Genomic DNA, 12,006 nt, shown 5'->3' with positions numbered 1-12,006 from the left:
CCTGCTAGCCTGCCTTTTTTTGGAATGGTAACTGGCGTAGCGCAGACAATGAATCAAATCATAGGATCCAATGGTGCACAAACACGCCGACTACCCAGAGAATGGGAGGCCGGCATGGAGATGGCTCGTAAATATGCAACCAGCGGCCCGCGCTATACGTCCTACCCGACCGCACCGCAGTTTTCACAAGACTTCGACCTAAGCCGTTACAAAAACTGGCAAAGCTACAAAGACAGTCATGCGGACCCCCTGTCACTTTACGTCCACCTGCCGTTCTGCCATGACATTTGTTACTACTGTGGCTGCAACAAAGTGGTGTCTCGCAAACAAGGTCTTGCTGCACATTACATTAAAGAGTTGACGAAAGAGCTGGATATGCAAAGTCAGCTCGTGGGCAAAGACCGCCCCGTGACGCAAATGCATTGGGGCGGAGGCACTCCCACCTACCTTAATGATGGTGAAGTCACTGAGCTCATGCACAATCTTGCGAGTCGCTTTCGCCTGTTAGACAAAGGCTATCGCGAGTACTCCATCGAGATAGATCCAAGGACCGTTTCTCCCGCCACCATTGCGCTGCTAAAAGGCGTTGGATTCAATCGTATAAGCCTTGGCGTACAGGACTTTGATCCAGCTGTGCAGAAGGCCGTGAATCGGATTCAGCCCTATGCTCAAGTGGCAGATATCGTCTCAGCTGTGCGTGCCCACGGGTTTCGGTCACTGAGCTTTGATCTGATCTACGGCCTCCCCTACCAGGACCACCTCAGCATGGACGAGACCCTGCGCAAGGTGATCAGCCTGCGTCCGGACCGCATAGCCTGTTACAACTATGCACATCTCCCGGAACGATTCTTACCTCAACGCTCCATAGATCGTCACAATCTGCCGGAACCCGAAGAGAAACTGCTTCTTGCGCAAATGATCAGCGCGACCTTACAGGACGCTGGATATAGGTACATTGGCATGGATCACTACGTGTTGCCGGATGATGACCTGGCAAAAGCACAGGAAGAAACACGCCTGCAACGCAACTTCCAAGGTTACTCACTGCAATTGGCAGACGACCTGTTGGGACTGGGGGTATCGTCAATCAGCCAAATGGGTGACTTCTATCTACAAAACGCCCGCGAACTGCCCAAGTATTATGAGCTGCTGGAGGCTGGCGAACTTCCCATTGCCAAAGGGTATCTGATTAACAGCGAAGACAAGCTGCGGCGGCGGGTAATAATGTCACTAATTTGCGACCTGAGTCTGGATATTGCCGAGGTCGAGCGAGAATTTGGCATCGACTTTCACACACATTTTAATCAGGCACTTAGCGGGCTTGAATCAGCTTTTGAGGACCGGCTTATAGAGTGGGATGGACAACGTTTGTCGGTGACCTCCGCCGGAAGACCTTTCCTTCGCAACCTTTGTATGCCCTTCGATGAGCACCTCGAGCACCACACTGAAAGCGGCAAAACAAGGTTCTCTGCCACAGTTTAATTCACCCATCAAAGTAAAGCGTAGTTGACACTTTTCACGCAGCTCGATAACTTGTGACACAGCCGGTATGGGGATGATCACAGCAGTGAATACGCGACTTATAGATGTAGGTGTTGAAGTTAATGCGGGTGTTGATAATTCGTCACCGACGCCCTGCACCCACGACTTTCAGGTCAACTGCAGCAACTGCCGACTTAGCGCTATCTGTCTGCCCTTTTCTCTGGAAGCAACAGAGATCGATGAACTCGATCGAATCGTCCAGCGCAGCAAACCCTTACAAAAAGGTCAGCATCTTTACCGCGAAAGCGATGATTTCCAGTCCGTATATGCCGTGCGAGCCGGCACCATCAAGGCTTACCGCACCACCGACGATGGTCGCGAGCAAGTTACTGGCTTTTATTTTCCGGGCGAAATCCTTGGCATGGACGGTATCAGCAATAATTCTCATGCCTCCTCGGCAAAAGCGCTGGAAACAGCATCAGTGTGTGAAATCCCCTTCAGCTCTTTGGAAAAACTCAGTGCAGTAATGCCGCATCTGCAGCGGCACTTCTTTCAACTCATGAGCCGTGAGATTACCGAAGACCAACAGCTGATCACCCTTCTATCCAAAAGCTCCGCCGACGAGCGCGTGGCCGCCCTACTCCTTAGCGTTTCCACACGAAACGCGCGCAGACAACTGAGTGCGACTCAGTTCAGACTCAGTATGTCGCGTGTTGATATCGGGAATTACCTCGGCCTCACCGTCGAGACGGTCAGCCGCGTCTTCAGCCGATTACAAAAACTCAAGGTTTTGGATGTGGAGAATAAAGAAATACAAATTCTCGACATTGAAGCCCTACGTAAAGTCGCAGACGCACGCTAGGCCTCACGGTCCGCACGCAAGCCTCAATTAGGGCGCTTGCGTTGCTTATTGATGTAAGTCAAAGAATACTGCGGCAACTCAATTAGAATGCCGCCTGTCACAGGGTTCACCAGGGGATAAAAAAACAATGATCCAGCACACTTTTGGACTGCTGTTCAAACCAAGACAGCAATGGCAAAGCATCGCTGATCTACCCGAAAGCTCGCAAAATCTGCTGGTTATCTATCCTTTCGTTTTCGCCTTGCTCCCTGCCATCGCCTGGTATTGGGGTACCAGCCATGTGGGCTGGACCGTGGGCAGCTACGAGCAAGTCATAAAACTAACCGACGATAGCGCTATGCAGGTCAACATCCTGTTCTATTGCGTAATGGTGGCCAGCGTCGCAGCGATTGGTTACGCCATACATTGGATGTCCAGCACCTATGGTGCCGAGAACTCCACCATTGCCAAAGGGATTATGATCGCAGGTCTGACCGCCACGCCTCTTTTTATTGCGGGTCTCGTAGGTTTTTATCCCTTGCTTTGGGTGGACTTACTCATCGGCGTTGTTGCCGTTAGCTGGGCTGTGTATCTCATGTACCTTGGTATCCCCATCGTGATGAAGATTCCTGAGGAGCGCGGGTTCCTGTTTTCCAGCGCCATTTTAGCCATTGGGCTTGTGTTGCTGGTCTCGATCATGGTCGTTTCAATTCTGGCCTGGGACTTTGGCGCCGCTCCAGCCTTTATTGACGGCTAAGGGTACCGACAGCCAAGAAAAACCGCTATTAATTAGAGACGAATAAATTTACGCGCGTTGCAGAAGACGTGCGAAAAACCAATACGACACCACTGCGATAGCCTCGTCTATCAAAGATTCACAGGGCCTAACAGGGACTACAGGTAACAAGCATGAGCGAACTGAACGCAGCACTGGAACACCCTGTCTACAACTACAAAGTTGTACGACAATTCGCGATCATGACCGTGGTCTGGGGCATCGTGGGTATGTTTGTAGGCGTTTACATCGCCGCAGAAATGGTCTGGCCAGCACTAAACCTTGGCTTACCCTGGACCAGCTTTGGACGTTTACGCCCCCTGCACACTAACGCAGTGATTTTTGCCTTTGGCGGCTGTGCGCTGTTTGCCACGTCCTACTACGTGGTTCAACGAACAACTCAGGCTCGACTCATATCCGATAAACTCGCCGCATTTACATTCTGGGGCTGGCAGCTGGTGATTCTCTGCGCAGCCATAACACTGCCGCTTGGCTTTACCAGTGGCAAGGAATATGCCGAACTCGAGTGGCCGATCGACATCCTCATTACCGTTGTTTGGGTGTCTTATGCGGTAGTGTTCTTTGGCACGCTGGTAAAGCGTAAAACCAGTCATATCTACGTAGCAAACTGGTTCTTTGGCGCGTTTATCGTCACCGTCGCGGTGTTGCATCTGCTCAATAGCGCTGCCCTCCCCGTGGGCGCAACACTCAAGTCGTATTCAGCCTATGCGGGTACGGTGGACGCTATGGTGCAGTGGTGGTACGGCCACAATGCCGTTGGCTTTTTCCTCACCGCAGGTTTCCTCGGCATGATGTACTACTTTGTGCCGAAGCAAGCTGAGCGCCCCGTTTACTCTTACCGACTTTCCATCGTGCACTTCTGGGCATTGGTATCTGTCTATATCTGGGCGGGACCTCACCATCTCCACTACACAACCCTGCCGGATTGGGCGCAGAGCCTCGGCATGGTCATGAGCCTGATCCTGCTTGCTCCTTCCTGGGGCGGCATGATCAACGGCATCATGACTCTGTCCGGGGCCTGGCATAAGTTGCGCCACGACCCCATTCTACGATTCATGGTCGTAAGCCTCTCCTTCTACGGTATGTCGACCTTCGAAGGTCCCATGATGTCCATCAAGACCGTTAATTCTCTGTCGCACTACACCGACTGGACCATCGGTCACGTTCACTCCGGCGCCCTGGGCTGGGTTGCGATGATCTCCATTGGCTGCCTTTATCACTTGATTCCCAAGCTTTACGGCAAAGAGGACATGTACAGCACCAACCTGATCAACGTGCACTTTTGGATGTCCACCATTGGGACCGTCCTCTACATCGCAGCACTGTGGGTCAATGGCATCATGCAGGGTCTTATGTGGCGTGCCTATAACCAGGACGGAACGCTCACCTACGCTTTTGTCGAGTCCGTAGTCGCCAGTTATCCAGGCTGGATTGTGAGAGTTCTGGGTGGTGCAATCTTCCTGGGAGGCATGCTCATCATGGCCTATAACGTCTATATGACAATTCGCAAAGATGCGCCTGTAGCGGCGCCTGCAGCCGCCGCGGCATAAGGAGCGAACCCCATGTCATCTCACGAGAAAATTGAAAAAAGTGTTCCACTGCTCATCGTACTGGTCATCGTAGCGATTAGCTTTGGAACATTAGTAGAGCTTGTTCCCATGATATTTTCGAAAAAACTCTCCGAACCTGTAGACGGGCTGAAGCCCTACACAGCGATGGCTTTGGAGGGCCGGGACATCTATATACGCGAGGGATGTAATAACTGTCACTCGCAGATGATCCGTCCTTTGCGTGCAGAAACGGAGCGTTATGGCCACTACTCGGTAGCCGGGGAGTCGGTTTACGATCACCCCTTCCTCTTTGGCTCAAAGCGTACAGGGCCCGATTTGGCACGCGTTGGACAGCGCTACTCCGATGCCTGGCATCGCGCGCATCTCTACAACCCAAGAGATGTAGTTCCTGAGTCCAATATGCCCGCTTACCCTTACCTCTTCGCAAATGATCTGAACGGCGAACTTACCCCTGTGAAAATGAACACCCTCAAAAAGCTCGGAGTTCCCTACACAGAAGCCGACATCGCAGGCGCGACAAGCGCAGTAGCTGGGAAGAAAGAAATCGATGCACTGGTCGTTTACTTACAACAGCTAGGCACACTGATCCAGACGCGACGCTAGACGATGGATATCAATGACCTTAGAGGTATCAGTACCGCATTTTTGTTGTTTGCTTTTATCGGGCTCGTAATTTGGGCCTACAGCAGCAAGCAAAAAAAAGAGTTTGACGAAGCCGCCAACCTACCCTTTGCCGATGACACACCGTCGCAAGGTGGCAACAAAGAAGGAACCGAACAATGACTAGCTTCTGGAGTGGCTGGGTAATCGTATTAACAATTGTCACCTTGATATTGGTGACCTGGCTGTTGTTTGCCAATCGCAAACGACATGCCGTCGACGAAAAAACCACGGGGCACGTTTACGACGGCATCGAAGAGTGGGACAACCCTCTCCCAGGCTGGTGGTTTGCGATGTTCGTCATTACCATTATTTGGGGTATTGGCTATCTGATAGCGTATCCCGGTATGGGCAATTTCCCGGGCGTGCTGGGTTGGAGTTCCGTGACTCAGCATGAGCAGGAAGTCGCTGTCGCTGACGAAAAATTTCGAGCGATGCGCGATAAGTATCTTGCGATGTCCATCGAGGAAATTTACCAGGACCCCAAGGTGCGCAAGATGGGTATGCGCATCTACGGCAATAACTGCTCCCAGTGCCATGGACTGGATGCGGCGGGCGCCCTGGGCTTCCCCAATCTGGCAGATGATGACTGGCTCTATGGCGGTTCCGCCGATGCCATCAAGCACACCCTCGTTAACGGGCGTCGAGCTGCCATGCCTCCCTGGGAGAGTATTCTAGGTGAAGACGGCATTGCCGAAGCCACCGCCTACGTACTGTCACTGAACAGCCGGGAAGCAGACCCTAAGCTGGTCCAAGCCGGTGAAAAGCATTACCAAACCTACTGTGTTGCTTGCCACGGCCCCGAAGCCAAGGGCAACACGCTCATGGGAGCCCCCAACCTCACCAACGGCATTTGGCTCTACGGCGGCAGCCAGGAGCAGATCGCTCACAGTCTGCGTGTGGGAAGGAATGGCGTAATGCCCGCCTTTGCAAATACACTCAGTGAAGACAAGATTCACCTCGTCGCGGCCTACATCTACGGCCTCAGCAAGTAACGCCATCATTAAAATAAATACCGAAGGCAAACGCCCCGGCTTCACCGGGGTTTAACGCCACGGCAGTGGCCACTCATTACAAGCAGTGGTAAATATTATGTCCGAACCGGATCTCATCAACGTCCAGGAGATCGCACCGGCAGAGGTCGCTGAACTTGACCTCTATCAAAAGCGCGAAAAAATTTACACCAGAAAGATCGAAGGCTTTTACCAGCGCCTTCGCATGTTTACGGGTTGGCCCATGCTGCTGGGGTATTACTGCATCCCGTGGATCAACATCAACGGCCGACAAGCGGTTTGGTTCGATCTTCCAGAAAGAGAGTTTCACATCCTGGGCATCACTTTTTGGCCTCAGGATTTTTCTCTGCTGGCTTTCTTGCTGATTATTGCGGCTTTTTTGCTGTTTGCCATTACCGTATCTGCAGGACGTATCTGGTGCGGCTACACCTGCCCTCAAACCGTATGGACAAGCATGTTCATGTGGGTTGAACAAAAGGTTGAGGGAACGCGAAACCAGCGTATAAAGCTCGATAAACAGCCCTGGTCAATGAACAAGCTTGCGCGAAAACTCACCAAGCACGGCGCCTGGCTATTCATCGCATTCATGACCGGCATGACATTCGTCGGCTACTTTTATCCCGTGCGCGAACTGGTTTACGAACTAGCCACTGCGGAAACTGGGAAGTGGCCGCTGCTCTGGACGGTCTTTTTCACCCTCGCCACTTACACGAATGCCGGTTGGATGCGCGAGCAGGTCTGCAAATACATGTGCCCCTATGCGCGATTTCAGTCCGTGATGTTCGACGCGGACACACTGATTGTTTCCTATGACAGCGGGCGAGGAGAACCCCGCGGATCTCGCAAAAAGTCTCTGGACCACCAAGAAGCAGGCCTCGGTGACTGTATAGATTGTGAATTATGCGTCCAGGTGTGTCCCACCGGCATCGATATTCGCGATGGACTGCAGTACGAGTGCATTGGTTGTGCACTGTGCATTGATGCCTGCGACTCTGTTATGCGAAAAATGGATTACGAGCCCGGGCTCGTTCGCTACACAAGCGAGCGCGAACTTGAGGGCGGAAAAACGCATTGGCTGCGTCCTCGGATAATCGGCTATATCGTCATGCTCTGCCTGATGGTCGGGGTATTTAGCTACAATATTGCGTCGCGAATTCCGCTGGAACTAACGGTAATACGCGACAGGAATAACCTTTACGTCGAAACCGCCGATGGCGGTATCGAGAACATTTACCGTCTACACATTGTCAATATGGATACATCACCCCATCAGTACATGCTCAGCATCAGCGGTATAGACGGCGCCCAGATTAAAGGGGATAAAAGTTACAAGCTGGATGCAAGTGAGGATAGGGAGATCACTCTGCGGGTAGCTGCTGAGGCTTCCGCGCTGACGTTGCCAAGCACGGCATTCAGGTTTGAGATCCTTGCCCAGGATATGCCTTCGATCCGGGCAAGTACCGAATCGCGCTTCATGAAACCGCTATAGTGATTTACTCAGGGACTATCGATGCGAACCGTAATCATGCCTAAACCCCAAAGAAATTCACGCTGGCAAGAAGACGAAGAGCCCTGGTATCAGCAGTTCTGGCCCTGGTTTCTCATTGCCCTTCCAGGCTCAGTGGTCATCGCTGGGCTAAGCACGCTCTATATTGCCAACCGTTACTCCGATGACCTCGTGGTGGATAACTACTACAAAGACGGGCTCGCGATAAACAAGGAACTGGGCAAGCAGGCAATTGCCCAGGAACTGGGTATCTCAGCACAAATCAAAGTACTCGATCGGCGCGCGCAGGTTCGCCTCAGTGGGAAGCTTAGCCCGGAGAACTTCGTGTTACGCTTTTCCCATCCTCTGGAAGCAGACCGAGACTTTACTGTGACACTATCGGAGGTAGCGCCCGGACTCTACCAAACAGAGCTTCCCGCTGAACTCTCGCCCAATTGGCACTGGACAATGGAAGCAAGCGATAGCCAGTGGCGACTTGATGGCTCTCTGGCTGCCGAAGACTTCATTAGCAGCGCCCCCTCGCGGCCCTAGATATCGGGCGAGGGACAACCGAAATCACCTATGAGTCCGCATTGAACAGCGCTGAAACCCTTTCCACGGTGCAAAACCTCGCCTGCTTCCATTGCGGCGATGATGTTCCGGCTGGATCAAACTTCGCCATCGAGATCGGCGGAGAATCCAGGCCAATGTGCTGCCCCGGCTGCAGCGCCGTAGCAAGCATGATTTCCCAAAGCGGGCTGGAACGGTTTTACGAGCAACGCACCGCATTTAATGACCGGCCAGCTGCCGATTTCGAATCGCAGCAGCAGAGTTTTGCTATCTACGATGATCCTGTGCTCGCAGCCCAATTTTCGCATACAGACGGTACAGGACTGAGTAATGCCCGACTGCTACTGGGCGGCGTGAGCTGCGCCGCCTGCACATGGCTCATAGAAACCACGCTTCAACGTATGAAAGGCGTGCACCAAGCCACGCTAAATCTCGGCCAAAGTCGTCTCGATATCTGCTTTGACCCCAAGCAGCTGTCCATGAGCGATATTTTCGCGCGCGTCGCAAGTCTTGGCTATCGAGTACAACCCTGGCAAAGCAGCCTGCAACAGGACCAGGCAAAACAAGAGTACCGGGAAGACCTTCGACGACTGGCAGTGGCTGGCATAGGCATGATGCAGGTAGGCATGTTTGCCATTGCGCTGCATGCCGGTGACATTCAAGGTATCAGCGCTGAATATCAGGGGCTCATGCGTCTTTTTAGCTTACTCGTGACAACATTCGTCGTTGTTTACTCCGCGCGAGGTTTTTTCGAAAGCGCCTGGCGTCATCTGAAGTTCGGCGCACTGGTCATGGACCTACCGGTAGCCCTGGCCATTGGACTGGCCTACGGTGCAAGTGCCTATGCCAGCCTTCTTGGCAAAGGTGAGGTCTACTTTGACTCAGTAGTGATGTTCACATTTTTGTTGCTACTCGCGCGATTTCTGGAAAAACGCCTGCGCTACCACGACGCCCTGGCCTGGCAAGACGCAGAACAGACCCTGCCCGATGTTGCCCAGGTATGGATTGACGATGCCTGGGAGCGCGTTCCTCGCCGCCAGGTAAAGGCCGGCGATCGTCTGTTACTCAGAGCAGGCGACATCATCCCTATTGACGCAAAAATACGCCGGGGTAACAGTGCGGTTCGAGAGGACAGCTTTAGCGGCGAGGCGCTTCCCAGGACTGTGAATACGGGTGACACCGTGTATGCAGGGACCATCAACATAGACGACTCTTTGGAGGTTTGTGCCACCGGAAGCTACGCAGATACGCGACTGGCGGCGCTACAAAAATCTATCGATGCCGCGCGACACGACAAACCGGCGGTCGCAAAGCTGGCGGATCGCATAGCCACAGGTTTTATCGCTGGAATCCTACTAATCGCTTCTGTCACGGCTCTGATCTGGTGGCAAATCGATCCATCCCGAGCGTTCTGGATAGCGCTGTCCGTGCTGGTCATTAGTTGTCCCTGTGCCTTATCGCTGGCGACGCCAGCGAGTCTTGCCAATGCCGCAAGTTTACTGCGCCGCCAAGGCGTGATCGTCAATGGCGAGAATGCTCTTGAAGCCCTCTCGACACTGGATGTCGCATTGTTCGACAAGACTGGCACGCTAACCAGCGGCGACTTCTCGTTGCTCAGTGTCGCAGTGCTAAGCGACAAATATGATGAGCGCAGCGTTCGCGCTATGGCGACCGCCTTACAGCGTCATTCCAACCACCCCCTGGCCAGCGCTTTCACATCCTCCAGCGAAATTGCAGATGTTCGGGACGTTCGCTACATCGTCGGGGAAGGACTCGAAGGCTTCGTTGACAATCGCAGGATACGCTTGGGGTCGCTGCGCTTCTGTCAAGAGATCGTGCCCAATTTAACCCCTCCCCCTCAAGAGCCCTTGTACTGGATAAGCCTATGTAGGGACGGAGAGGCACTGGCATGGCTGGGCCTCACCGACGAGGTCAATAAAGAAGCGACTCCAGTGCTCGAGGGACTCCGACAGCGCGGAATCGCTACGGAACTGTTAAGCGGAGATGCCTCACCCAGAGCGACGCAACTCGGCAAGGCATTGGAATTTGACCGAGTCGCTACCGGCCTGTCGCCTCAGGACAAGCTTCACAGAGTTGCCAGTTTGCAAGATTCCGGGGCCACGGTACTGATGGTCGGTGATGGACTGAACGATGCGCCGGTATTAAAGCGCGCCGATGTATCTATCGCGGTTGCCGGCGCTACGGATCTGGCCAAGGCTCAGGCTGATTTTGTAATCATGAGCGGTAATCTTGAAAAAATCACGCTACTACTGACGGTCGCGGACCAAACGCGGCGGGTGATTATCCAGAATTTTAGCTGGGCGCTGGGCTACAACGCTTTGGGCATACCCCTGGCGGCCCTTGGCTGGGTACCGCCCTGGGCCGCTGCTATTGGTATGTCTCTTAGTTCTCTTCTGGTAGTTGGCAACTCCATGCGACTGCGCCGCTGCGCGCCGACCCTGGAGTCTTAAGCGTGGAAAGCCTGTATCTACTGATTCCCGTTGCATTGATATTCTGTGTAATCGTCATTCGTCTCTTACTGTGGGCCATCGACAATGGCCAGTACGACGACCTGGACAAAGAGAGTTGGCGAATTCTCGCTGACGAAGACTTTGACGATCACGAGGAGCCACCAACAGACTCCCATGATTAACACTGATCTTATCGCTGCCGCAGGCATTGGGCTCGCAGGCGCGGGACACTGCCTGGGAATGTGCGGGGGCATTGCCGCCGCAATCAACCTGGGTGGCAACCGAGGGATTCCCACGACGCTCGCGTATCACATAGGCCGTCTAAGCAGCTACGCCGCTTTAGGGGCATTGCTGGGTGCCTTGGCCGGCAGCATTAACTTCGCCCAGTGGACAATGGTGCTGCGCTACGTTGCTGCCTTATTGTTGATCGGTATGGGTCTGTCTATTGCAGACTGGTGGCGAGGCATGAGCATACTGGAGCGCTTCGGCGCGAGGCTCTGGAAGCCCGTGCAACGACTCTCTTCGACGCTTCTGCCCGTGCAGCACTGGACTCAGAGTTACCTGCTGGGATTGTGCTGGGGGCTTATGCCCTGCGGTTTGATATACAGCGCTTTGGCCTGGTCAGCGACAGCACAAGATGCTGTTCGCTCAGGAGCGCTCATGCTGGCCTTTGGAGTGGGTACATTACCCGCCATGCTCAGCACCAGTTTGGGTGCCGCCCAGGTACAAGCGCTACTTCGCCGCCGCGGCCTGAAGATCATCATTGCTATCTTTCTTATTGCGTCCGGACTGTGGTCATTGATGATGACCTGGAATCACGGAGCACACCTGAATCGGCCTGTGGGAGCAGAAGCAGCCACCCCCAGCGTCGATCACTCCCAGATGAACATTCACAGTGACAATACAGATCCCGTAATGGAGCATTCCCAACACTAGCCGGGGTCAGACTCCCTGCGCAGTGCTTCTTCGCGCTCTTGCTTTCGCTGAGCTTGCTTCTTGCGGATCGGCCCGAGGGTCGACATCAACCAAAAAACCGTGCCCACAACAAAGATAATAAAAAAGATTGTCAGCCCTAGAAGAATCCAGTTCATGTCGCGCCTTTAGGGTTTTCGTGGC

General features: G+C 53.5%; 13 protein-coding genes. 12 read left to right on the top strand and 1 reads right to left on the bottom strand.

Annotated features, from left to right (window positions below):
* Positions 1–48: 48 nt before the first annotated feature.
* The 12 genes from hemN (at position 49) to R0135_RS01690 (ending at position 11,826) form a co-directional block, all read left to right on the top strand.
* Positions 49–1,482, top strand: a complete 1,434-nt coding sequence (hemN, locus tag R0135_RS01745) for an oxygen-independent coproporphyrinogen III oxidase (protein ID WP_407348544.1) — start codon at positions 49–51, stop codon at positions 1,480–1,482.
* A 100-nt stretch (positions 1,483–1,582) separates the two neighbouring features.
* Complete coding sequence (gene fnr / locus R0135_RS01740; RefSeq protein WP_407349859.1) at positions 1,583–2,344, top strand: fumarate/nitrate reduction transcriptional regulator Fnr; 762 nt, start codon at positions 1,583–1,585, stop codon at positions 2,342–2,344.
* A 127-nt stretch (positions 2,345–2,471) separates the two neighbouring features.
* Positions 2,472–3,080, top strand: coding sequence for a Yip1 family protein (locus R0135_RS01735; protein ID WP_407348543.1), 609 nt, complete (start codon positions 2,472–2,474; stop codon positions 3,078–3,080).
* A gap of 152 nt (positions 3,081–3,232) precedes the next feature.
* Positions 3,233–4,669, top strand: a complete 1,437-nt coding sequence (gene ccoN, locus R0135_RS01730) for a cytochrome-c oxidase, cbb3-type subunit I (RefSeq protein WP_407348542.1) — start codon at positions 3,233–3,235, stop codon at positions 4,667–4,669.
* Between the two features lie 12 nt (positions 4,670–4,681).
* Positions 4,682–5,293: a cytochrome-c oxidase, cbb3-type subunit II gene (gene ccoO, locus R0135_RS01725; RefSeq protein WP_407348541.1), complete on the top strand. Its 612-nt coding sequence runs from the start codon at positions 4,682–4,684 to the stop codon at positions 5,291–5,293.
* A gap of 3 nt (positions 5,294–5,296) precedes the next feature.
* Positions 5,297–5,473 (top strand): cbb3-type cytochrome oxidase subunit 3, encoded by a 177-nt coding sequence (locus tag R0135_RS01720; protein ID WP_407348540.1) that lies wholly within the window; start codon positions 5,297–5,299, stop codon positions 5,471–5,473.
* Positions 5,470–6,345 carry a cytochrome-c oxidase, cbb3-type subunit III gene (ccoP, locus tag R0135_RS01715; RefSeq protein ID WP_407348539.1) on the top strand — a complete coding sequence of 292 codons (876 nt, stop codon included), beginning with the start codon at positions 5,470–5,472 and terminating at the stop codon, positions 6,343–6,345. Before R0135_RS01720 ends, ccoP begins: the two co-directional genes overlap by 4 nt.
* A 97-nt stretch (positions 6,346–6,442) precedes the next feature.
* The gene (ccoG, locus tag R0135_RS01710; protein ID WP_407348538.1) at positions 6,443–7,852 is read left to right on the top strand and encodes a cytochrome c oxidase accessory protein CcoG; all 1,410 of its coding nucleotides are present in this window, start codon (positions 6,443–6,445) and stop codon (positions 7,850–7,852) included.
* A 21-nt stretch (positions 7,853–7,873) separates the two neighbouring features.
* Complete coding sequence (locus R0135_RS01705; RefSeq protein WP_407348537.1) at positions 7,874–8,401, top strand: FixH family protein; 528 nt, start codon at positions 7,874–7,876, stop codon at positions 8,399–8,401.
* A 41-nt stretch (positions 8,402–8,442) separates the two neighbouring features.
* Complete coding sequence (locus R0135_RS01700) at positions 8,443–10,890, top strand: heavy metal translocating P-type ATPase (RefSeq protein WP_407348536.1); 2,448 nt, start codon at positions 8,443–8,445, stop codon at positions 10,888–10,890.
* Between the two features lie 2 nt (positions 10,891–10,892).
* Positions 10,893–11,072: a cbb3-type cytochrome oxidase assembly protein CcoS gene (gene ccoS / locus R0135_RS01695; RefSeq protein WP_407348535.1), complete on the top strand. Its 180-nt coding sequence runs from the start codon at positions 10,893–10,895 to the stop codon at positions 11,070–11,072.
* Positions 11,065–11,826 (top strand): sulfite exporter TauE/SafE family protein, encoded by a 762-nt coding sequence (locus R0135_RS01690; RefSeq protein ID WP_407348534.1) that lies wholly within the window; start codon positions 11,065–11,067, stop codon positions 11,824–11,826. Before ccoS ends, R0135_RS01690 begins: the two co-directional genes overlap by 8 nt.
* Here the strand turns inward: R0135_RS01690 and R0135_RS01685 are convergent.
* Entirely contained in the window at positions 11,823–11,981 is a 159-nt protein-coding gene (locus R0135_RS01685; protein WP_407348533.1) for a hypothetical protein, read from the bottom strand. The genes R0135_RS01690 and R0135_RS01685 overlap by 4 nt on opposite strands.
* Positions 11,982–12,006: the final 25 nt, after the last annotated feature.

This window comes from Congregibacter variabilis (assembly GCF_045689235.1).
Classification (GTDB): Bacteria; Pseudomonadota; Gammaproteobacteria; order Pseudomonadales; family Halieaceae; genus Congregibacter; species Congregibacter variabilis.
Note: the sequence above shows the minus strand (reverse complement) of the source record. Positions and strands in the feature narration are given on the sequence as shown.

Excerpts from the sequence above, each read along its gene's own strand:
- hemN (WP_407348544.1), top strand. The coding sequence starts at position 49 with ATGAATCAAATCATAGGATCCAATGGTGCACAAACACGCCGACTACCC.
- R0135_RS01735 (WP_407348543.1), top strand. The coding sequence starts at position 2,472 with ATGATCCAGCACACTTTTGGACTGCTGTTCAAACCAAGACAGCAATGG.
- ccoN (WP_407348542.1), top strand. The coding sequence starts at position 3,233 with ATGAGCGAACTGAACGCAGCACTGGAACACCCTGTCTACAACTACAAA.
- ccoO (WP_407348541.1), top strand. The coding sequence starts at position 4,682 with ATGTCATCTCACGAGAAAATTGAAAAAAGTGTTCCACTGCTCATCGTA.
- R0135_RS01720 (WP_407348540.1), top strand. The coding sequence starts at position 5,297 with ATGGATATCAATGACCTTAGAGGTATCAGTACCGCATTTTTGTTGTTT.
- ccoP (WP_407348539.1), top strand. The coding sequence starts at position 5,470 with ATGACTAGCTTCTGGAGTGGCTGGGTAATCGTATTAACAATTGTCACC.
- ccoG (WP_407348538.1), top strand. The coding sequence starts at position 6,443 with ATGTCCGAACCGGATCTCATCAACGTCCAGGAGATCGCACCGGCAGAG.
- R0135_RS01705 (WP_407348537.1), top strand. The coding sequence starts at position 7,874 with ATGCGAACCGTAATCATGCCTAAACCCCAAAGAAATTCACGCTGGCAA.
- R0135_RS01690 (WP_407348534.1), top strand. The coding sequence starts at position 11,065 with ATGATTAACACTGATCTTATCGCTGCCGCAGGCATTGGGCTCGCAGGC.
- R0135_RS01685 (WP_407348533.1), bottom strand. The coding sequence starts at position 11,981 with ATGAACTGGATTCTTCTAGGGCTGACAATCTTTTTTATTATCTTTGTT.